Source organism: Bradyrhizobium sp. USDA 4354 (assembly GCF_054060315.1).
This window is the reverse complement of sequence record NZ_JBSSDC010000001.1, coordinates 6,775,743-6,796,492: the sequence shown is the minus strand read 5'-3', so window position 1 is coordinate 6,796,492 and position 20,750 is coordinate 6,775,743. Positions and strand designations below refer to the sequence as shown.

18 protein-coding genes are annotated in these 20,750 nt (G+C 65.7%); 14 read left to right on the top strand and 4 right to left on the bottom strand.

Annotated features, from left to right (window positions below; genetic code table 11):
* Positions 1–6: 6 nt before the first annotated feature.
* From ACVIIV_RS31685 to ku, 4 genes are all read right to left on the bottom strand, one after another.
* A complete protein-coding gene (locus tag ACVIIV_RS31685) occupies positions 7–378 on the bottom strand; it encodes a hypothetical protein (RefSeq protein WP_456747691.1) in 372 nt (123 codons plus the stop codon).
* A gap of 965 nt (positions 379–1,343) precedes the next feature.
* Positions 1,344–1,508: a Flp family type IVb pilin gene (locus ACVIIV_RS31680; protein WP_456747690.1), complete on the bottom strand. Its 165-nt coding sequence runs from the start codon at positions 1,506–1,508 to the stop codon at positions 1,344–1,346.
* A gap of 291 nt (positions 1,509–1,799) precedes the next feature.
* On the bottom strand, positions 1,800–2,036 hold the full coding sequence (locus ACVIIV_RS31675) for a hypothetical protein (RefSeq protein ID WP_456748874.1): 237 nt from the start codon (positions 2,034–2,036) through the stop codon (positions 1,800–1,802).
* A 59-nt stretch (positions 2,037–2,095) separates the two neighbouring features.
* Positions 2,096–3,079, bottom strand: a complete 984-nt coding sequence (gene ku / locus ACVIIV_RS31670; RefSeq protein ID WP_456747689.1) for a non-homologous end joining protein Ku — start codon at positions 3,077–3,079, stop codon at positions 2,096–2,098.
* Between the two features lie 231 nt (positions 3,080–3,310).
* On the opposite strand from ku, the gene ACVIIV_RS31665 reads away from it, so the two are divergent.
* From ACVIIV_RS31665 to ACVIIV_RS31600, 14 genes are all read left to right on the top strand, one after another.
* Positions 3,311–3,466: a hypothetical protein gene (locus tag ACVIIV_RS31665; protein ID WP_162832009.1), complete on the top strand. Its 156-nt coding sequence runs from the start codon at positions 3,311–3,313 to the stop codon at positions 3,464–3,466.
* A gap of 213 nt (positions 3,467–3,679) precedes the next feature.
* Positions 3,680–4,354 carry a response regulator transcription factor gene (locus tag ACVIIV_RS31660; protein ID WP_456747688.1) on the top strand — a complete coding sequence of 225 codons (675 nt, stop codon included), beginning with the start codon at positions 3,680–3,682 and terminating at the stop codon, positions 4,352–4,354.
* Positions 4,355–4,448: 94 nt separating this feature from the next.
* A complete protein-coding gene (locus ACVIIV_RS31655) occupies positions 4,449–5,825 on the top strand; it encodes an ATP-binding protein (RefSeq protein WP_456747687.1) in 1,377 nt (458 codons plus the stop codon).
* Between the two features lie 156 nt (positions 5,826–5,981).
* Positions 5,982–7,382, top strand: a complete 1,401-nt coding sequence (locus ACVIIV_RS31650) for a hypothetical protein (protein ID WP_456747686.1) — start codon at positions 5,982–5,984, stop codon at positions 7,380–7,382.
* Positions 7,383–7,481: 99 nt separating this feature from the next.
* The gene (locus tag ACVIIV_RS31645; protein WP_456747685.1) at positions 7,482–7,751 is read left to right on the top strand and encodes a hypothetical protein; all 270 of its coding nucleotides are present in this window, start codon (positions 7,482–7,484) and stop codon (positions 7,749–7,751) included.
* 131 nt (positions 7,752–7,882) lie between these two features.
* On the top strand, positions 7,883–8,989 hold the full coding sequence (ccmI, locus tag ACVIIV_RS31640; RefSeq protein ID WP_456747684.1) for a c-type cytochrome biogenesis protein CcmI: 1,107 nt from the start codon (positions 7,883–7,885) through the stop codon (positions 8,987–8,989).
* A 37-nt stretch (positions 8,990–9,026) separates the two neighbouring features.
* Positions 9,027–9,533 (top strand): cytochrome c maturation protein CcmE, encoded by a 507-nt coding sequence (ccmE, locus tag ACVIIV_RS31635; protein WP_456747683.1) that lies wholly within the window; start codon positions 9,027–9,029, stop codon positions 9,531–9,533.
* Positions 9,530–11,512, top strand: a complete 1,983-nt coding sequence (locus ACVIIV_RS31630) for a heme lyase CcmF/NrfE family subunit (protein ID WP_456747682.1) — start codon at positions 9,530–9,532, stop codon at positions 11,510–11,512. The genes ccmE and ACVIIV_RS31630 overlap by 4 nt, the downstream gene beginning before the upstream one ends.
* Positions 11,513–11,516: 4 nt before the next feature.
* Entirely contained in the window at positions 11,517–11,999 is a 483-nt protein-coding gene (locus tag ACVIIV_RS31625; protein ID WP_456747681.1) for a cytochrome c-type biogenesis protein, read from the top strand.
* Between the two features lie 133 nt (positions 12,000–12,132).
* Positions 12,133–13,476 carry a methyl-accepting chemotaxis protein gene (locus ACVIIV_RS31620; RefSeq protein WP_456747680.1) on the top strand — a complete coding sequence of 448 codons (1,344 nt, stop codon included), beginning with the start codon at positions 12,133–12,135 and terminating at the stop codon, positions 13,474–13,476.
* A 219-nt stretch (positions 13,477–13,695) separates the two neighbouring features.
* Positions 13,696–15,279 carry a Do family serine endopeptidase gene (locus ACVIIV_RS31615; RefSeq protein ID WP_456747679.1) on the top strand — a complete coding sequence of 528 codons (1,584 nt, stop codon included), beginning with the start codon at positions 13,696–13,698 and terminating at the stop codon, positions 15,277–15,279.
* A 273-nt stretch (positions 15,280–15,552) separates the two neighbouring features.
* On the top strand, positions 15,553–16,233 hold the full coding sequence (locus tag ACVIIV_RS31610; RefSeq protein WP_061020281.1) for a response regulator transcription factor: 681 nt from the start codon (positions 15,553–15,555) through the stop codon (positions 16,231–16,233).
* Complete coding sequence (locus tag ACVIIV_RS31605; protein WP_456747678.1) at positions 16,217–17,677, top strand: ATP-binding protein; 1,461 nt, start codon at positions 16,217–16,219, stop codon at positions 17,675–17,677. Before ACVIIV_RS31610 ends, ACVIIV_RS31605 begins: the two co-directional genes overlap by 17 nt.
* Positions 17,674–20,652, top strand: a complete 2,979-nt coding sequence (locus ACVIIV_RS31600) for a bifunctional [glutamine synthetase] adenylyltransferase/[glutamine synthetase]-adenylyl-L-tyrosine phosphorylase (RefSeq protein WP_456747677.1) — start codon at positions 17,674–17,676, stop codon at positions 20,650–20,652. The genes ACVIIV_RS31605 and ACVIIV_RS31600 overlap by 4 nt, the downstream gene beginning before the upstream one ends.
* Positions 20,653–20,750 lie beyond the last annotated feature (98 nt).

Here is a 20,750-nt window from a genome sequence, read left to right as displayed (position 1 = left end):
AATCTCCTATTTGCAGTTCCTGCAGATCATCAGCTTTCGCCTCAGCGCCTCATCTTCGTGATCGAGCGCTTCCTGGCCTGCGGAATTGTTCTTCGCTGCACGTGAGTTCGCGGGCGGCGGGACCAGACTCGAGGCGTCGGGGCCTTCGCTGCCGACGCTGAAGCCGTCGTAATCGGCGGCGGGACTCGACGAGAGCGGTAGGACGCCGATCACAGGTCTATCTGTGCCGGGCGTCGTCAAGGCCGGGTCGCGCTTCGGCCGCGAATTCTTGGCGCTCGAAGGTGGTTGCGATGCCATCGGCGCCTGTCCCTTCGCGCTATCCTGCGCCCAGGGGGCGAAAAACACCAGGCTGAGAGCCAGGAACGTCGTGCGTCTCATCCGCATCCTCAAACAGCTCTGTTCATCATCGATCGCATGGCCGTTCGAGCCGCGCGGTGTGTGGAAGAATATCAGTGCTCAAATGGCCGTCAAAGTTGACGGAACTGGGGAGCTGGCTCCGTCCGGGCTACGATCCGTTGTGTTGCCCGACGGGCAAAACACGCCAGTGCTGGGTCGATAGGCCTCCGCAAAAACATTTCGAATTTACAGAAGTTCGGTTTTTACCGTACAACCCGAAACATCCCGGCCCGCCACAAGGGGCGTTTCGCGACCGTCACGAGACGCGGGTTGGGATGCGGTGGCCGCGACGGCGTCGGCGCGCAAGACTGGCTGCAGGGCGGTGATCCCGTGAGCAGCAGCGGGCGCGGTACGACACGGCGCTGACAGCGTCCTTGTTTGGTCTCGATGGCGAGCGCACGCCAGCCGTCGGGAATGCGGATGAGGATGTGCGCGGACGGAGAAGTCGTGTGGTCCTGACGCCCGGGGTCTGTGCGTCAAGGCTTGCGGTGATGTGGCGACCCAACCGGGTCCGCGCATCAGCCATCCGCAAGGCGACGGGGGCAATAGTGCATCGCTCCCCGAGGAGAGCGCGAAGGACACCGTTAAAACCATCCGCGCAGGGAAGGCCGGGCGTTGCGGCACACCTGTCGTCCATCCCGTGCGCGCTTCGTTAGCACACGCGGGACTTCGGGTGCCAGCCGGCGCCCGGCCTTCCCTGCGCCCTTTCGATAAGGGCGGATGAGGATAGCAAAGCTCGGGCGAAACAAGCCGCGAGGATGAGCAGCCATGCCTATCTCTGAACAGCGCTCTCGTGCCCCGGACGCAGCGAAGCGCTCCCCCGGCGATGCGAAGCATCGTCCGGTCAGCGGTGCGCTGCAGAGCCGGGGCCACGCATCGGTGGAATGCGCAACTTCTGGGCCCGGCGGGCGGGCGCGGCGCGTCCTTACGCAGGCCAGGGCCACCCGCTACTTCATCGCCGAGCTGATCGAGTTGAACTTGTTGTTGAGCAGCGCGCTGCCCGTGTTGTTCACGATGGTCACGATTGCCAGGGCGATCCCGGCGGCGATCAGGCCATACTCGATTGCGGTTGCGCCATTCTCATCGGCAAGGAAGGACCTAAGCAGATGCATTGCCAACTCCCGTTCATCCGATCCGATGGATGGCGTCGTTATCGGACTTGCAAATCGATCGAATAAGTCTTCGTGCGCGCCAAAAGAATTAAGCCCGGGCGATCGCGCCTTCGCTCATACGACGGCATTCATTAAATTAAGGTTCCGTCGGTTCGTCCAAATGGAGGCAAATCCGCAGCCCCCCGGGGCGGGCAGCCGGGGCACAGTGCCCGCCAGGCGCGATTGTGCGGCCGCTTAACCGATTGTTGAGCCTGTTCGTCAATGGGCTCGGCAAGGACATCCCCATCGCGGTCATCCGCGCCGGCCGTCCGCATTCAGCGCCCGCAATATGGCGATGCGGGCGAACATCACCCAGCCGCCGCCGGTCTCGGCCGCATTGATCAAAGTCTCGATGGCGGTCTGCCAGTGCGCCTCGTGCTGGGTGTCGTCGGGCAGCTGCATGATGTAGTCCGCAGCATCTTGAAGCGTGAGCAGCTTGCGCTTGTTGCTCAACTGAACGGGGTCGTCGAACGCCGTCGACCAGGGCATGTCAGGCCGGCCGATCGGCAAGGAGAGACATCACGGCGCGATCGCGGGGTGTGATGCTGCTAGCCGGCCTTCTTCGCCCGCGCTGGTGCCCGCACCGGCTTGTCGGCCTTCTTCGTGGCCTCCTTGGGCGCGGTCTTTGCCGCGGCGTCCTTGCCGCCCTTGCCCGATATCGGCAGCAGCATCTCGCGCTGGCCCTCGACGCGCTTCTTCGGCTTCTTGGCCTTGGCGGTCTCCCTGGCGACCTTCGCCGCAGGTGCCGCTTCCTTCTCGCTGGCGAGGCTCTTCTTCAGCGCATCCATCAGGTTGATGACGTTGCCGCCGGTCTTCGGCGCCGCCTTGGCGGTGATCGGCATGCCGCTGCGCTTCTTGTTGATGAGATCGATCAGGGCGGTCTCGTAATGATCCTCGAACAGCTCGGGCTCGAACGCGCCGGATTTCTTCTCGACGATGTGCTTTGCAAGGTCGAGCATGTCCTTGGTCAGCTTCACGTCCTGGATGTCGTCGAAATATTCCTGCTCGCTGCGCACCTCGTAGGGGTAGCGCAGCAGCGTGCCCATCAGGCCGCTCTCGAGCGGCTCCAGCGCGATGATGTGCTCGCGGTTGGTCAGCACCACTCGGCCGATCGCGACTTTGTCCATGCTGCGGATGGTCTCGCGGATCACGGCATAGGCGTCGTGGCCGACCTTGCCATCGGGCACGAGATAGTAGGGGCGGATCAGATAACGGTTGTCGATGTCGGCCTTGGGCACGAACTCGTCGATCTCGATCGTGTGGGTGGAGTCGAGCGCGATCTCATCCAGCTCGTCCTTGGTGACCTCGATATAGGTGTCGGTGTCGACCTTGTAGCCCTTGACGATGTCCTCGGAGGTCACCTCGTCGCCGGTCTCGGCGTCGACCTTGAGGTACTTGATGCGGTGGCCGGTCTTGCGATTGATCTGGTTGAACGAGACCTTCTCCGTATCCGAAGTGGCCGGATAGAGCGCGACCGGGCAGGTCACGAGGGACAGACGCAGAAAACCCTTCCAATTGGCGCGGGGGGCCATGGGCTACTCCAGACGCAACAGAGGACAAGCCCTGAGGATAACATCGCCCAGGTGCGAATCATAGCAACTGCCGGCGCGGAATCTTGCAACGGCGTTAATCGTCGCCTGCGCCATGTAGCGGGGCGGGGCCTTGGTCCGGAACATCGTCCGAGATCACGCGTTGCCCCCAGCAATTCGACGCCGCGAGGAGGTCGCGGCAATCCGACGCGACAGCCGCAGATTGAGGTCACCATGGCAACCACGCGAGAGCAGAACCGGATCGTGGAAACTCCGACCGAGGCGCGCCAGGGCGAGCCCGGGCCCTCGGTGGCGGCGCTGCTCGCCATCTCGACCGGGCTTGCAATCCTGATCCTCGCCGTCGTCTGGTTCGTGTTCTTCCGGACCTGACGGCCCGAGCCGGCCAACTCGCCGCAACGCGGCCCCATTGCGCCCGCCATGCCGCCGGCTCGTCCGGCTGCGCGGCGGGCGCACTCGCACCAGTGCATGAGAAATCGTATATGACCAAAAAGTAACGCGTCCGGTTCCCGGCGTTCATATTCAGTTCACGCCGGAATTGCTCATCTGGAGCGGTGTTCATGCGGTCTATTTCTGGAGAGAAGCGTGCGCCTGCTCGTTGTTGAGGACGACCCCGATCTCAATCGCCAGCTCACCAAGGCGCTGACCGACGCCGGCTATGTCGTCGATCGCGCCTTCGACGGGGAGGAGGGGCACTATCTCGGCGACAACGAGCCGTATGACGCCGTGGTGCTCGACATCGGCCTGCCGAAGAAGGACGGCATCTCGGTGCTGGAGGCCTGGCGCCGCAACGGCCGCTCCATGCCGGTCCTGATCCTCACCGCGCGCGACCGCTGGAGCGACAAGGTGCAGGGCTTCGATGCCGGGGCCGACGACTATGTCGCAAAGCCGTTCCACCTGGAGGAGGTGCTGGCGCGGATCCGCGCGCTGCTGCGCCGCTCCACCGGCCATGCCCAGAGCGAGCTGAGCTGCGGTCCCGTCACGCTCGACACCAGGACCGGCCGGGTCAGCGTGTCGGGCAATCCCGTCAAGATGACCTCGCACGAATATCGGCTTCTGGCCTACCTGATGCACCATTCCGGGCGGGTGGTCTCGCGCACCGAGCTGGTCGAGCATCTCTACGACCAGGATTTCGACCGCGACTCCAACACCATCGAGGTCTTTGTCGGCCGCATCCGCAAGAAGCTCGACGTCGATATCATCCAGACCGTCCGCGGCCTCGGCTATCTCCTGACCCCGCCGCCTGCGCCGGGCGCTTGAGGCGTTCTCGGGCTTGACGGGAGGCCGAACAGGGCCCTTGGTCCGGTCATGACGTCCGACGACCTGACTTCCAGCCCCTGCCGGGACCGTTTCGATGGCCGCTAGCTCGCTTGCGAACCGACTGTTCTTGTCGGCGACCGCCTGGCTCGTGGTGATCCTGGCCATCACCGGTGTGGTGCTGTCGTCGGTCTACAAGAACGCCACCGAGCGCGCCTTCGACCGCCGGCTCAATCTCTATCTGCGCACGCTCATCGCCGAGGTTGCGACCCCCGACGAGCCGCCTGACCGCCAGTTCCAGTCGCTTGGCGAGCCCCTGTTCGAGCTGCCGCTGTCCGGCTGGTACTGGCAGATCACGCGGACCGACACCGAGAAGCCGGAGGTGCGCTCCTCGCGCTCGCTCTGGGACAAGAAGCTGCCGAAGCTGGAGGAGCAGGGCGCCGAGCTCACCGCCGCCGGCATCCGCCTCGCTTATGTCGACGGGCCGGAAGGGCAGAATCTGCGCATGGTGGAACGGCCGGTCGATCTCGGCGCCGACGGCAAATTTCTCGTCAGCGTCGCCGGGGACGACACCGAGATATTCGATGAGACGCGCAGCTTCGACTACTATCTCGGCGGCACCTTCACCGCGCTCGGCATCGTGCTGCTGCTGACGACCGTGTTCCAGGTCCGCTTCGGCCTTGCGCCGCTCAAGCGCATCTCGGAATCCATCGCCGACATCCGCTCCGGGCGGGCGGAACGGCTCGAGGGCGAATTCCCGGTCGAGATCGCGCCGCTGGCGCGTGAGACCAACGCGCTGATCGACGCCAATCGTGAGATCGTCGAGCGCGCGCGCACCCATGTCGGCAATCTCGCCCACGCGATCAAGACGCCGCTTTCGGTCATCGTCAACGAGGCCAGCGCGCATGCGGCCGATCCGTTCGCGGAGAAGGTGATGGAGCAGGCGGACGTGATGCGCGATCAGGTTGCCCATCATCTGGAGCGCGCGCGGATTGCGGCGCGGGTCTCGGTGGTCGCGACCGTGACGGAGGTGGCGCCTGCCATCGAGGCGCTGCGGCGGACCATGGAGAAGATCTATCGCGACCGCGGCATCGTGGTCGAAGCCAAGGCCGATCCATCCGCAAAGTTTCGTGGCGAGCGGCAGGATCTGGAGGAGATGGTCGGCAACCTCGTCGACAATGCCTGCAAATGGGCGGCCTCGCGCGTCTTCATCGAGGTTCTGGTGGAGCCGCCGCACCAGGCGGGCGCCGGACCACGTTTGCGGATCATCGTCGATGACGATGGTCGCGGCCTGTCGAAAGCGGAGCGCGCCCAGGTCGCCCGGCGCGGCCAGCGGCTCGATGAGTCCAAGCCCGGATCCGGACTGGGCCTGTCGATCGTGACCGATCTCGCCGCGCTCTATGGCGGCAGCCTTTCGCTTGGTGCTGCGCCGACCGGCGGCCTGCGGGCCGAATTGGTCCTTCCGGGACTGTAGGCATTTGTTTCGACGTGGCTTTTCGTCCTCGTCGGTCCCTCTCCAGAGGACGCCGGGCGGATTCGGACCCAGTTCCTAAACGGCTTCTTAAGTGGCGACCTCCTATGATCGCCCCGGACCCATTGTCCGCCATTTTACCGTGCATTACCCGGGCGTATGAGCCAGACATCGATCGAGCGGCTGAGGGAATATCTCGCGCAGCTCCCGCCGCAGTCGCAGGCGCTGCTGATGCGGGAGTTCGAGCGCGCGCTCGAGCGCGGGCAGGACACGGCTGTGGCAACCCTCGTGCTCGAGCAGCTGCGCAAGATCGTTCGCAAGACCGAGGCCGACGAGGCTCCGCCGCCGCGTACGGACGATCTGTCGCGGCTGTTGTTCCAGGCGTTGGAACCGTTCCTGGTCGAGGCAGGCACTCCGATCCGGGTCGGCCAGATTCGCCGCTCTTCGCTGCAGCCGATCTGGCAGTGGCTCGGCCGTGACGGCGCGCCGGACAAGGTGAACGAATTCGAGGCGGCGCTGTCGCGCATGCCGGCGGACAGTGCAGGGCAGGTGGAAGCCCTGGCGCAGAAGCTCCAGGCGGTGGCCGCGGATGCCATCTTCGAGTTGACGGGCCCGGGCGGGGGCGACAAATCGCGCGCGCTGGCCCGTGTCGGCCCGCCGAACGTGGTCGAGGACCTCTATTCGATCGGTGCGGTGCTCCAGGTCCGGGACGCCATCGCGACGCTGAACGAGAAGCTGCCGCGCACCTTGCGGGCCTTCGGGGATCCCCAGATCGTCTCGGTGACTTCGGCGCTCAACATTCCGGTGCTTCAGACGCCGCAGATGCTGCCTTTCGCCTTGTCGGTCGTCGTGCAGCGTATGACCGCGCCGTGGCAGATCATCCGCCTCGCCATCAAGATCGCGGCGTCGGACGACGAGATCCGCGTCGCGGCGACGCCTTACGGTGTCGCCGTCACGATCGCCCTGCACGATTTATCCTGCGTTGCCGCGATCCTGCGCATGGACATCAAGCGCGGCCATTTCGACAACGTCGCCGGCAATCTCAAGACGCTGCACGACGGCGTGCGCGGCCTGCGTACCGAGCTCGACCTGCGCAACGACTCCGCCTGGGGCAAGCAGTTGACCTCGATCCGAGCCGACATTTCCAATGCGCTGCAATCCGAGATCGACAGCGTTCCCGGCCGCGTTCGCCGCATCCTGCGCCAGCGCCCCGAGAAAGACATTCCGCCAGGCGCGCGGATCGACAGCACCGAGGTCGAGGAAACCCTGGCGCTGATCGACTTCGTCGCGACTTGCCGCAACTATGCGAGCGAGCTTGCGATCAACGAGGTGACGCTGCGCACCTATTCCGACCTCCAGCAATATGTGGAACGGTCGACCGAGCAGCTGGTGCAGTCGCTGCGCGCCGCCGATCACAAGGTCCGCGCCTATCGGCAGCAGCAGGTGCAGGCCGCGATCCGCTTCTGCCAGGTGCTGTTCGGCGACGATTACGCCTCGCTGATGAGGCGGGCCGCGGAAAACGCAGTCACAGGCGAGCGCAAATCGTCGCGCGCAGGCTGACCAAGCGCAGATTTTCGTGATCACAATTTATAGTTGACGGTGTCAAACGCGCGCCGTACGGTCCCCGTGCAAGTCCGGGGAATTTCTATTTGTGGGCGCATGAAACCCGTCATCAGCTCCATCGAAATTGAGAACCGCGTTATCGTGGCCAAGTATCAAAGGCTGATGGTTGGGGCCAAGGTGGTGCTGGTCGAGAAGGCTAGCGATCGGCAGCTGCCCGAGACAATCACGAGGATTGCATCTCGGGTTCCCGTCGGAGCGTTGCGCATCAGATTGCCGGAAGCAATCAAGCCGGGAACATACTTCCTGAAGGCCTTCAACGGGCACGGCGAGGACGCCGCGCAAAGTGTCGACTTCGAGATCGGCTAAGCCGTTGGATTCTCACCTTTTCGGCACTACATGCGGTTGCGCTGACTTGACAATTGTCAATTGCCGCATCGTCCGGCCGTGGTGTAAAGGCACCTATAGGCGCGGTTCGTGCGCCGCCGGAAGCTTGCCAGATGACGCTATGGTTCGTGTTCGCGCTGATGACGGTCGCGGCGATTTTCGCCGTGCTCTGGCCGCTTGGCCGCACCAGCCGCGCGCAGGATCAGGGCAGCGAGGTCGCGGTCTACAAGGACCAATTGGCCGAGATCGAGCGTGATCTCACCGCAGGGTTGATATTGGCGCCGGAGGCCGAGGCCGCGCGCGTCGAGATCAGCCGTAGGCTGCTCGCGGCGGCGGCCAGCGAGCCTGCAACAGCACCGAAGTCGAGCCTCAAATGGCGCCGTGCGGCGGCCGTGCTGGCGCTCGCCGGCTTGCCGCTCGTTGCGGTCGGCGTCTACATGCCGCTCGGCTCACCCCGGCTGCAGGATTTTCCCCTCGCGCAGCGGGAGCGCGGGTCCGGCATGGCGCAGTCGCTCGAGAACCTCGTCGTGCAGGTCGAGCAGCATCTGGAAAAGAATCCGACCGACGGGCGCGGCTGGAACGTGCTCGCGCCTGTTCTGGAGCGGCTCGGCCGCTTCGACGACGCGGTGCGCGCCTATCGCAACTCGCTCACCTACAATGGCGAGAGCGCGGAGCGCCGGTCCGATCTCGGCGAAGCGATCTCGGCTGCCGCCGGCGGCGTGGTGACCGCGGAGGCCAAGGCCGAATTCGAGCGAGCACACGCCTTGAACGCCGACGATCCCAAGGCGAACTACTTCCTGGGGCTTGCCGCCGAGCAGGACGGCCGCAAGGACGATGCGGCCAATATCTGGCGCGCGCTGCTTGCGAAAGCGCCTGCGGATGCGCCGTGGCGTGCGCTGGTGCAGTCCTCGCTCGCGCGAGTAGGTCGGGGCGGCACGATGCCGGCGTTGTCCGATGATACGATTGCTGCCTCCAAAGATATGGCCGAGGGCGACCGCAACGCGATGGTGCGCGGCATGGTCGATCGTCTGGCCACGCGGCTGAAGCAGAACGGCGACGATGTCGAGGGGTGGCTGCGATTGGTGCGCGCCTATCTCGTGATGGGCGAGCGAGACAAGGCCGTGGGGGCCTCGGCCGATGCCCGGCAGGCGGTTGCCAGCGACGCCGAGCGTCTGCGCCAGCTCAACGAAGGCCTGAGGACTCTCGGGCTCGGCGGATGACGATTTCGGGACGAGAGATGCGGAGAACGGATACGCCATGACGCGCAAGCAGCGACGTATGACCATCATCGGCGGCTCGCTCGCCGTGCTCGCGCTCGCGGCTGCGCTGGTGCTCAACGCATTGCGCGACTCCATCGTGTTCTTCTCGACGCCGACCATGGTCGCCGAGAAGCACGTCGAGCCCGGCAAGCGGTTTCGCCTCGGCGGCCTGGTGCAGCCCGGCTCGCTGCAGCGCGGCGACAATCTCGTGGTGACGTTCGAGGTCGCCGACGGCAACGCCAAGCTGCCGGTCGCCTACAAGGGCATCCTGCCCGATCTGTTCCGCGAAGGGCAGGGCGTGGTCGCCGAAGGCGCGCTCGACGCCGATGGCGTGTTCAAGGCCGATACCGTCCTTGCCAAGCATGATGAGACCTACATGCCCAAGGACGTCGCCGATGTCCTGAAGAAGCAGGGGCACTGGAAGGACGATTACGGCGGCAAGCCTTCTGATGGTGCCAAACCTGCGGCGACCGCGCAGGGCAATCCGCAAGGAGCGGTGCGGTGATCGCAGAATCCGGACATTACGCGCTGGTGCTGGCGCTGGGGCTCGCACTGATCCAGTCCATCGTGCCGCTGATCGGCGCGCGGCTGCGCGATGCTGCCCTGATGAATGTGGCGCGCTCCACCGCGCTGGCACAGCTCCTGTTCGTCGGCGTGTCGTTCGTTGCGCTCGTGATGCTGCACGTGAACTCGGATTTCTCCGTCGCCAACGTCTACGAGAACTCACACTCGATGAAGCCGCTGCTCTACAAGATCACCGGCGTGTGGGGGAACCATGAAGGCTCGATGCTGCTGTGGGTGTCGATCCTCGCGCTGTTCGGTGGATTGGTCGCGAGCTTCGGCAACAATCTGCCGCTGTCGCTGCGCGCGCATGTGCTGGCCGTGCAGGCCTGGGTCGCCAGCGCGTTCTATCTCTTCATCCTGGTGACATCGAACCCGTTCCTGCGCATCGTCAATCCGCCGATCGAGGGGCGCGATCTCAATCCCGTGCTCCAGGACATCGGTCTCGCCGTGCATCCGCCGATGCTCTATCTCGGCTATGTCGGCTTCTCGATCTCGTTCTCCTTCGCCATTGCGGCGCTGATGGAGGGCCGGATCGATGCGGCCTGGGCGCGCTGGGTCCGGCCGTGGACGCTGGTCGCCTGGATCTTCCTGACGCTCGGCATCGCGATGGGCTCGTACTGGGCCTATTACGAGCTCGGCTGGGGCGGCTGGTGGTTCTGGGATCCGGTCGAGAACGCCTCGCTGATGCCGTGGCTGGCCGGCACCGCGCTATTGCATTCGGCACTGGTGATGGAGAAGCGCAATGCGCTGAAGGTCTGGACCATCCTGCTCTCGATCCTGACCTTCTCGCTGTCGCTGCTCGGCACCTTCCTGGTGCGCTCCGGCGTCATCACCTCGGTGCATGCCTTCGCCACCGATCCGACCCGCGGCGTGTTCATCCTGCTGATCCTGTGCCTGTTCATCGGCGGCAGCCTGTCGCTGTTCGCCGGCCGCGCCACCGCGTTGAAGCAGGGCGGCCTGTTCGCGCCGATCTCGCGCGAGGGCGCGCTGGTGCTGAACAACCTGCTGCTCACAGTGGCCTGCGCGGTGGTGCTGTTCGGCACGCTCTATCCGCTGGCGATGGAGATGCTCGCCGATTTCAAGATGTCGGTCGGCGCCCCCTTCTACAATCTCACCTTCGCGCCGCTGTTCGCCCTGTTGCTGCTTGCGGTGCCGTTCGGGCCGATGCTGGCTTGGAAGCGCGGCGATCTGCTCGGCGTAATGCAGCGCCTGCTTGCAGCTGGTGTTGCCGGGCTCGTTGCAGTCGCCATTGCCTGGGGCTGGGCGAGCGGCGGCGCTGCGCTGGCGCCGCTCGCGATCGGGCTTGGTGTCTTCGTCATTGCCGGCGCCGTCACTGACATTGCTGAGCGGACGGGCTTGCTTCGTCTGCCGTTCGCAACGGTGCTGCACCGGGCGCGCGGCCTGCCACGATCGGCCTGGGGCACGGCGTTTGCGCATGCCGGCCTCGGAGTCGCGCTGATCGGGATCGTCTGCGAGACCACCTGGAACAGCGAATACATCGCGACGATGAAGCAGAACGAGGTCGCCCACATCGCCGGCTACGACGTGAAGCTCGACGGGCTGTTTCAGCGCCAGGGCCCGAACTACCGCGAGATGATCGCCGAGTTCAACGTCAGCCGCGACGGTGAGGCCATCAGAGTCATGACGCCGTCGAAGCGCAGCTTCACCACCCGCGGCTCCTCGACCACCGAGGCCGCACTGCTGACGCGCGGCGCGAGCCAGCTCTACATTTCGCTCGGCGATGCCACGGCCGAGGGCGCCATCGCCGTGCGCATCTATTACAAGCCGATGGTGCTCATGATCTGGTGGGGGCCGGTGCTGATGGCGTTCGGCGGTGTGCTCTCGCTCTCCGACCGCCGCCTGCGGGTCGGCGCGCCGAAGCCGGCGCGGGCCAAGCAGCGCCTCCAGCCCGCGGAATGAGCCGATGCGCCGGATGATCGCCGCGTTCGTCGCGTTGATGCTGCTGGCGTTGCCGGCGGTCCACGCTGTCCAGCCCGACGAGATCATGTCGGACCCCGCCAAGGAATCGCGCGCGCGCGAATTGTCGCGCGAGCTGCGCTGCATGGTCTGCCAGAACCAGTCGATCGACGATTCCGATGCGCCGCTTGCACGCGATTTGCGGCTTCTGGTGCGCGAGCGCATCGCGGCCGGCGACAGCAATGCGCAGGTGCTCGATTTCCTGGTGGCGCGCTACGGCGAGTTCGTGCTGCTGAAACCGCGCTTCGAGCGGCAGACCCTGCCGCTGTGGCTGCTCGGGCCGGTGCTGCTGATCGGCGGTGGCCTGGCGCTGTGGCTGCAAATCCGCCGCCGCTCGCGAAGTGGTGCCGATGTACCGGCACCGCCGCTCACGCCCGACGAGAAGGTGCGACTCGCGGCTTTGATGTCGGACGACTCCAAATCTTCCTGAAGCCAAATCTTCCTGTAGCGTTCCAGCTACGCAGTGCCACGTCACGCGCGGTAACGGTCGCGTGGTTCATGCTATGTTGACCTTTGTCTGGAAGCTTGTCGCGAGATTTGATTCCAGACTCTGAGTCGACCCGATGTTCGCAAACAGCAATCTGACGATCCGCTTCCTGGTCGGCGCCGTTGTCGCTGCGCTATTGTTCCTGCTGGGCATCGGCGGCGGCACCGGCTTCGTCGCGGTGCTCTATCTCAACAACGAGATCACCAGCCTGTCCTCGGACTTCGCCGCGCTGAGCGGCCCGGCGCGCGACCATGCCATGCAGATCTACCAGCAGGCGCAGGCCGCGTTCTCCTATTTCCTGATCGCCTGCGGCGTGATCGCCGTCGTCGCCGCTGCGATCTGCCTCACCACCTGGTTCGCGGTACGCAACGGCATCCTCAATCCCCTGGCGGCGATCGTGCATGCCATGCGCGAGGTCGCCGACCAGAAGTTCGCGACGTTTGTGCCGGGGCTCGGCCGTACCAACGAGATCGGCCTGCTCGCCGGGGCGCTGGAGGTGTTCAAGACCAGCGGCCTCGAGCGGCGCCGTCTCTCCGAGCAGCAGCTGCATGAAGCACAGCACCAGGCCGAGCGGTCGAAATTCCTGGACGACCGGATCAAGCGTTTCAACGATCTGGTCGCCAGCGTCGTCGCCAGCGTGGCGTCATCGGCCGTGCATCTGAAGACCAATGCCGAGACGCTGTCGCGGACAGCCAACGACACCAGCACCAAGGCCAATGCGGTCGCGAGCGCCGCCAGCCAGGCCAGCAGCAGCGTGCAGACGGTCGCAGGGTCTGCCGAGGAGATGACGAATTCGATCGGCACGATCAGCCGCCGCGTCACGGACGCGACCCAGCGCGCCGAGGGCGCGGCGTCCCAGGCGGAGAAGAGCCGCGATACCATCCACACGCTGTCGGATGCCGCCGACAAGATCGGCGAGGTCGTCCAGCTCGTGCAGGCGATCGCATCGCAGACCAATCTCCTGGCGCTCAACGCCACCATCGAGGCGGCACGGGCAGGGGAGGCGGGCAAGGGGTTTGCGGTGGTCGCCTCCGAGGTGAAGAATCTGGCGCATCAGACCAGCAAGGCGACGGAGGAGATCACCTCCCATGTCGCCAGCATTCAGGGCATCACCGCGGAGACCCGCGGCGCCATCGACGGTATTTCCAAGACGCTGTCGGAGATTTCGTCCATCATGTCCGGCATCGAGATCGACACCGCCCAGCAGCGCAACGCCACGCAGGAGATTACGCGCAGCGCCCAGGACGCCGCACGCGGCACCCTCGACGTCTCCAACCATATCGTCCAGATCACCTCGACCTCCGCGGAGACCGGCCGCATGGCCGCCGAGGCGCGGGATTCGGCGGTCGATCTGTCGCAGCAGGCCGAGACCTTGAAGCGCGAAGTCGACGAGTTCATCGTCAGCGTCAGGGCGAGCTGAGCGTCAGAAATCGCGCCTCCGCTCCGTCACGGGAACTCGATTAAGTTCCTGCAGGACCACAATTTTCGGCCTGTGCTAAACTGCCGCATCCGCCTCGTCCCTTCATTACAAAAGTTTAACCCCGCCGCCAGCGCGCGGTAAGGCGGGAGTCCCCATCTTCAGGTCCGCAAGGTGCTGGGATCCGGCACCAAAGGATTTCAAGGCCCTGGAGATTTCTGCATGACCGATCGTATCGACCTCTCGAACCTCCCGTCGTACCGGCAGCCGCGCCGGTCGGTGTTTTCCGCGCGCAAGCTCGCGCTGATGGCCTCGGTCGTCGCCGGTCTCGGCGCGGCCGTCTATGGCTTCGGCCCGTCGACCTCGCCGGCAGACCTGTTCTCCAGCCCGGCGCATGCGCAGGTCAACAACGAGGTCCGCAAGGTCGAACGTCCCATCGGTTTCGCCGACATCGTCGAGCGCGTGAAGCCGTCGGTGATTTCGGTCAAGGTCAACATGAAGGAGAAGACCGCGAGCAACGATGACGGCGACGATTCCTCCTCGCCGTTCCAGCCGGGCTCGCCGATGGAGCGCTTCTTCCGCCGCTTCGGCGGGCCGGAAGGCTTTCCGGGCCCGGGCCTGAAGGGAGGCCGCGGCCGCGTCGTGCAGGGCCAGGGCTCCGGCTTCTTCATCTCGGCCGACGGCTATGCCGTGACCAACAATCACGTGGTCGACGGCGCCGACAAGGTCGAGGTCACCACCGACGACGGCAAGACCTATACCGCCAAGGTGATCGGAACCGACCAGCGCACTGACCTTGCCCTGATCAAGGTCGAGGGCAGCTCCAACTTCCCGTTCGCCAAGCTCGCCGACAGCAAGCCGCGGATCGGCGACTGGGTGCTTGCGGTAGGCAATCCCTTCGGCCTCGGCGGCACCGTGACCGCGGGCATCGTCTCGGCGAGCGGCCGCGACATCGGCAACGGTCCCTATGACGATTTTATCCAGATCGACGCGCCCGTGAACAAGGGCAATTCCGGCGGTCCGGCCTTCGATACCAACGGCGAGGTGATGGGCGTCAACACCGCGATCTACTCGCCCTCCGGTGGCAGCGTCGGCATCGCGTTCTCGATTCCGGCCAACACCGTCAAGAGCGTGGTCGCCCAGCTCAAGGACAAGGGCTCGGTCAGCCGCGGCTGGATCGGCGTGCAGATTCAGCCGGTGACCTCCGACATCGCCGACAGCCTCGGCATGAAGAAGGCCGAAGGCGCGCTGGTGGCGGAGCCGCAGGCCAACGGTCCGGCGGCGAAGGCCGGCATCGAGTCCGGCGACGTGATCACCGCGGTCAACGGTGAACCCGTCAAGGATGCCCGCGAGCTCGCCCGCACCATCGGCGGCATGGCGCCCGGCGCGTCCGTGAAGCTCAACGTGCTGCACAAGGGCCAAGACAAGGTCATCAACCTTACCCTCGGCCAGCTGCCGAACACGGTCGAGGCCAAGGCCGATACGGATCAGGACAGCGGCAAGGGTGCCAGCAAGGGCACCGATGTGCCCAAGCTCGGCATGACCGTTGCGCCCGCCAATTCCGTGGCCGGTGCCGGCAAGGAAGGCGTCGTCGTCACCGAGGTCGATCCGAAGAGCGCTGCGGCCGAACGCGGCTTCAAGGAAGGCGACGTGATCCTCGAAGTCGGCGGCAAGAGCGTTGCCACCGCCGGCGAAGTCCGCGACGCCATCAACGCGGCACGGACCGACAACAAGAACAGCGTCCTGATGCGCGTGAAGAGCGGCGGCCAGTCGCGCTTCGTCGCGATCCCCCTCGCCAAGGGGTAAGGCTCAGGAGGCCTACGAGATGAAGGGCATCGCCGGCATCAGTCGCCCCCGCCGCCGGTGTCCTTCGGGGAAGCCGCGCAACGCTGGCTTCCCTCTTCTACCTTCCGGTGGAATTACGCCCCCCTCCGTCGGAAGGCCTAGGGCGGTGAGGTCCCCCCAGCTTCACCGCCCGCCTTTTTCCCGCTTCGAGACCCTCCCGCTCGGCTTGCATGCGATTGCCGCTCGCGCCATGTTTAGAGAAGGTTGACCTCCTTGACCGCCGCCGAACGCACGATGCGCCTTCTCATCATCGAAGACGACCGCGAATCCGCCGACTACCTCGCCAAGGCGTTTCGCGAAGTCGGGCACATTGCCGACCACGCCGCTGACGGCGAGGAAGGCCTCGCCATGGCCGAGAACGGCGATTACGACGTGCTGGTGGTCGACCGCATGCTGCCCAAGCGCGACGGCCTGTCGCTGATCGGCGCACTGCGCGACAAGGGCAACACGACGCCGGTGCTGATTCTCTCCGCACTCGGGCAGGTCGATGACCGCATCAAGGGCCTGCGTGCCGGCGGCGACGACTATCTGCCAAAGCCCTATTCTTTCGCCGAGCTGCTGGCCCGCGTCGAAGTGCTGTCGCGCCGCCGCGGCGGTCCCGCCGAGGACACGCTTTATCGCGTCGGCGATCTCGAGCTCGACCGGCTGTCGCATCGCGTCGCCCGCGGCAAGGACGAGCTGACGCTGCAGCCGCGCGAATTTCGCCTGCTCGAATACCTCATGAAGCACGCCGGCCAGGTGGTGACGCGCACCATGCTGCTCGAGAACGTCTGGGACTATCATTTCGATCCGCAGACCAACGTGATCGACGTGCACATTTCGCGGCTCCGCTCCAAGATCGACAAGGGTTTCGAGCGCCCGCTGCTGCACACGATCCGCGGCGCCGGATACATGATCCGTGACGGCATTCGGTAAACTCGTCCGCACCACGGCATTCCGGCTGACGCTGGTCTATCTGCTGCTGTTCGCGATGTTCGCGGCCTCGCTGCTCGGCTATTTCGCCTGGAATACACGGCGGCTGATCACCGAGGAGATCACGCAGACGGTTAATTCCGAGACTTCGGAAATCAACGAGATCTACGACCGCGGCGGCATGTTTCGCCTGGTGCGCACGATCGAATACCGCGCGCTGCGGCCGGGCGCCAACCTCTATCTCGTGACCACGCCCACGGGTCAGGCGATCGCCGGCAATGTCGGCTCGCTGGCGCCGGGCGTGATGGCGACGCGCGGCTGGTCCGAGACCGCCTACCGGCGGCTCGAGGACGCCGATGACCGCGATCATCGTGCACTGGTGCGCGTCACCGAACTCGAGAACGGCTTCCGGCTGCTGATCGGCCGCGACCTCGCCGAGCGGCGGCGCCTGTTCGGCATCGTCGCCAAGGCGGCGCAATGGTCGGTCCTGATCGTCGTCGTGCTTGGCCTCGGCGGCGGCATCTTCGTCGCGCGCAGGGTGCTGAGGCGCATCGACGCGATGACCGGCACCGCGCAGCGGATCATGACCGGAGATCTCAGCGAGCGCCTGCCCGTGGGGCGCAGCGGCGACGAGATCGATCGCCTCGCCGAGAACCTCAATGCCATGCTCGAGCGGATCGAGGCGCTGATGGCGGGTCTGAAGGAGGTTTCCGACAACATCGCCCACGACCTCAAGACGCCGTTGACGCGGCTGCGCAACCGCGCCGAGGAGGCGCTGGCGAGATCAGGCTGCGAGGCCGATTATCGCGCCGCGCTGGAGCGGACCATCGAGGAATCCGACGGGCTGATCCGGACCTTCAACGCGCTTCTGATGATCGCGCGTGCGGAATCCGGACAGGCGCGCGGCAACATGGACGACTTCGATGCCGCGGAGGTTGCGGAGGGCATCCACGAGCTCTACGAGCCGCTCGCCGAGGACGATGGCATGACACTGAAGGTCAAGTGCGAGCCGACGCCGGTTCATGCCAATCGCGAGCTGATCAGCCAGGCGCTCGCCAATCTCGTCGAGAACGCGATCAAATACGGCAAGCCGGCGGCACAGGCGGCCGGAACCGTTGTCAGCATGGACACGAGGCAGATCACGATCGAAGCGAGGCGCGAGGGCGGCCAGGTGCTGCTCAGTGTCACCGATCGTGGTCCGGGGATCCCTGAAGCGGATCGCAAGCACGTCGTCGAGCGATTCGTGCGGCTGGAGGCCAGCCGCACGCTGCCAGGCTCCGGCCTCGGTCTCAGCCTCGCCTCGGCGGTTGCGACGTTGCACGGTGGCGAATTGCGCTTGGGCGATGCCCATCCCGGCCTCGTCGCCACGCTCGTGCTGCCGGCGCGGTTGGGCGCCGGCGACAGGGTTGCTCCGCCGATGCAGGATGTGCCACAGAAGGTGGCATGAACCACTCCGCGCCGGGAAACGCGGACAAGCATGGTGAGAGTCTGGCCGCACGCTTCGCGGAGGCTCCCCATATTGCCGCTTCCGCAACCGACGAACGACGTTTCGAAAGCTGGCTGGCCGAGCTCGAGCCGGCCCAATCGGCCCGTCTCAAGGCACTGCTGGGCCATCCCTTCGCCCGCAACATCCTGGCCGGCATCGCGGAATTCTCGCCCTATCTGTTCGACCTGGTGCGCGCCGATGCGGTGCGCCTGATCCGGCTGCTCGAATGCGATCCGGATGCGCATCTGGCGGCGCTGATCGCGGAGGCGCGCAGCGCGGTGCTCGCGGCCCGTGACGAGGCTGAGGTGATGCGGTTGCTCCGCCGCATGAAAGCGGAGGCGGCGCTGCTGATTGCGTTGTGTGACATCGGCGGCATCTGGCCGGTGATGCGGGTGACGGCGGCGCTCACCGACATTGCGGTGTCCTCGGTGCAGGCGGCGCTGCAATACCTGCTGCGGCAGGAAGCCGCACGCGGCAAGCTTTCGCCGCCCAATCCCGAGGCACCCGAAGAGGGCTGCGGACTGATCGTGCTCGCGATGGGCAAGATGGGCGCGAGCGAGCTGAACTATTCCAGCGATATCGATCTCATCGTGTTCTTCGATCCCGATGCGACGACCCTGGCGGCGGACATCGAGCCGCAGCCGTTCTTCGTCCGCGTCACCCAGGGCATGGCGCGCATCCTTCAGCAGCGCACCTACGACGGTTACGTCTTCCGCGTCGATCTGCGCCTGCGGCCCGATCCATCCTCGACGCAGGTGGCGATCTCGCGGGATGCCGCGCTGAACTATTACGAGCGGGAAGGGCGCACCTGGGAGCGTGCCGCGATGATCAAGGCGCGGGCCTGTGCCGGCGATCCCAGGGCGGGTGAAGCGCTTCTGGCAGAGATCGCGCCCTTCGTCTGGCGCAAGCATCTCGACTTCGCTGCACTTGCCGACGTCCATGACATGAAGCGGCAGATGCAAACCTTTCGCGGGCAGAGCGAGATCGCGGTCGAGGGCCACAACGTCAAGGTCGGCCGCGGCGGCATCCGCGAGATCGAGTTCTTCGCGCAGACCCAGCAGCTGATTGCGGGCGGCCGCCATCCGGAATTGCGGGTGCGGCCGACGCTTAGGGCGCTCGACGTGCTCGCCTCCAGCAACTGGATAACCGCCGCGGCGCGTGACGAGCTGACGACGGCCTATGAATTTCTGCGCCGGGTCGAGCATCGCCTCCAGATGATTGCCGACGAGCAGACCCACACGCTGCCTGAGGACAAGCAAGCGGTCGAGCGCTTCGCGTGGTTCTTCGGCTGTCAGGATCGCGAGGCCTTTGCGCGCGACCTCCTGTATCAGCTCCAGATCGTCCAGGGCCACTACGAAAAACTGTTCGAGGGCGACGATCCGACCGGGACGGCCAAGCTGCCGGCGCTCGACTACAGTGCGGGTCCCGAAGATCCGCGCCTGCTCCAGCACCTCGCGACGCTCGGCTTCAAGAAGCCCGCCGCCGTCGCGCAGACCGTGCGCGACTGGATCACCGGCGACTACCGCGTCTTCCGCAACGAGGCGACGCGAAGCGCCTTTGTCGAATTCGTGCCGGCCCTGATCGACGGTCTTGCCCATGCCGAGGAGCCGGATCGCGCCGTCGTGGCGTTCGATCATTTCCTTGGGGCGCTCCAGCGCGGCGGCCGGCTGATCACGCTGCTCGGCCAGAACCGCGATCTCGTCGCGCTGGTGGCGCTGGTGCTGGGCGCGGCGCCGCGGCTCGGCGAGATGCTGGCGCGGCAGCCGCAGCTCATGGACGGCTTGATCGATCCCCGCTTCTTCGGCGCCATGCCCGACAGGCAAGAATTGTCGGGGCGGCTCGCGACCACGGTGCGAGACGCGGACTCCTATGAAGAGTTCCTCGATCGCCTGCGCCTGTTCGGGCAGGAGAGCCTGTTCCTGATCGGCACGCGGATCCTGTCCGGCACGGTCTCGGCGCAGCAGGCGAGCACGGCCTTTGCCGATGTGGCCGAAGGCATCGTCCACACCGTGCATGGCCTCGTCGCCGAGCGCTTTGCAGCCCAGCATGGCCGCATCAAGGGGCAGGAGACCGCGATCATCGCGATGGGCCGGCTCGGCAGCCGCGAGATGACGGCCTCGTCCGATCTCGACCTGATCCTGCTCTACGATTTCGACAGCGACAATCCGGACTCGGACGGCCCGAGATCGCTTCAGGGCGCGCACTACTTCGCCCGCTTCACCCAGCGCCTGATCAGCGCCTTCACCACGCGCACCAACTACGGCGTGCTCTACGAGATCGACATGCGGCTGCGGCCCTCGGGACGCGCCGGCCCCGTGGCCTCGAGTCTCGTTTCATTCGCGGACTACCAGGCCGACGAGGCCTGGACCTGGGAGCACATGGCGTTGACGCGCGCCCGCGTGGTGTCGGCCTCGCCTGAATTCCGGCAACGGATCGAGCGCGTCATCCGCGATGTCCTGACCCGTCGCCGCGATCCGGCAATCACCGCCAACGACGTTGCCGACATGCGGCGCGCGATCGCCCAGGAGAAGGGCGAGACCGATTGCTGGGATCTCAAACATGCCGCCGGCGGCATGGTCGACATCGACTTCATCGCGCAATACCTCCAGCTCGTGCACGCTCACGACAAGCCGGAGATTCTCGACGTCAGCACCATGCAGGTGCTGGAGAATGCCTGCAGGCTCGGCGTGCTCGCACAATCTGAGACCGAGATATTGCGTGCCGCGGTCCGGCTCTATCACGACCTGACGCAGATCCTGCGGCTCTGCGTCAGCGAGCGATTCAAGCCGGAAACGGCTGGCACGGATCTGCAGCGCGTCATGGCGCGCGCCGGCGACGCGCCGGATTTTTCGTCGCTGGAGGCCCGTGTGAAGGAAACGCAGAGCGAGGTGCGGCGCGTGTTCAGGGCGCTGCTGGAAAGCGACTCGCGGGGCTAGCCCCGAGCACGCCTGCGCTGCGTGCTGCGCGATTCTGCAAAGGGCTCAAATGCCGCGATGTCGTGGCCGACCGTGGCTAACGACGCCGACGCTCCTCT

Bases quoted from the DNA above. Each gene is read 5' to 3' on its own strand.
- ACVIIV_RS31685 (WP_456747691.1), bottom strand. From the start codon at position 378: ATGAGACGCACGACGTTCCTGGCTCTCAGCCTGGTGTTTTTCGCCCCC.
- ACVIIV_RS31680 (WP_456747690.1), bottom strand. From the start codon at position 1,508: ATGCATCTGCTTAGGTCCTTCCTTGCCGATGAGAATGGCGCAACCGCA.
- ACVIIV_RS31675 (WP_456748874.1), bottom strand. From the start codon at position 2,036: ATGCCCTGGTCGACGGCGTTCGACGACCCCGTTCAGTTGAGCAACAAG.
- ku (WP_456747689.1), bottom strand. From the start codon at position 3,079: ATGGCCCCCCGCGCCAATTGGAAGGGTTTTCTGCGTCTGTCCCTCGTG.
- ACVIIV_RS31665 (WP_162832009.1), top strand. From the start codon at position 3,311: ATGGCAACCACGCGAGAGCAGAACCGGATCGTGGAAACTCCGACCGAG.
- ACVIIV_RS31655 (WP_456747687.1), top strand. From the start codon at position 4,449: ATGGCCGCTAGCTCGCTTGCGAACCGACTGTTCTTGTCGGCGACCGCC.
- ACVIIV_RS31650 (WP_456747686.1), top strand. From the start codon at position 5,982: ATGAGCCAGACATCGATCGAGCGGCTGAGGGAATATCTCGCGCAGCTC.
- ACVIIV_RS31645 (WP_456747685.1), top strand. From the start codon at position 7,482: ATGAAACCCGTCATCAGCTCCATCGAAATTGAGAACCGCGTTATCGTG.
- ccmI (WP_456747684.1), top strand. From the start codon at position 7,883: ATGACGCTATGGTTCGTGTTCGCGCTGATGACGGTCGCGGCGATTTTC.
- ccmE (WP_456747683.1), top strand. From the start codon at position 9,027: ATGACGCGCAAGCAGCGACGTATGACCATCATCGGCGGCTCGCTCGCC.
- ACVIIV_RS31625 (WP_456747681.1), top strand. From the start codon at position 11,517: ATGCGCCGGATGATCGCCGCGTTCGTCGCGTTGATGCTGCTGGCGTTG.
- ACVIIV_RS31620 (WP_456747680.1), top strand. From the start codon at position 12,133: ATGTTCGCAAACAGCAATCTGACGATCCGCTTCCTGGTCGGCGCCGTT.
- ACVIIV_RS31615 (WP_456747679.1), top strand. From the start codon at position 13,696: ATGACCGATCGTATCGACCTCTCGAACCTCCCGTCGTACCGGCAGCCG.
- ACVIIV_RS31610 (WP_061020281.1), top strand. From the start codon at position 15,553: ATGCGCCTTCTCATCATCGAAGACGACCGCGAATCCGCCGACTACCTC.
- ACVIIV_RS31600 (WP_456747677.1), top strand. From the start codon at position 17,674: ATGAACCACTCCGCGCCGGGAAACGCGGACAAGCATGGTGAGAGTCTG.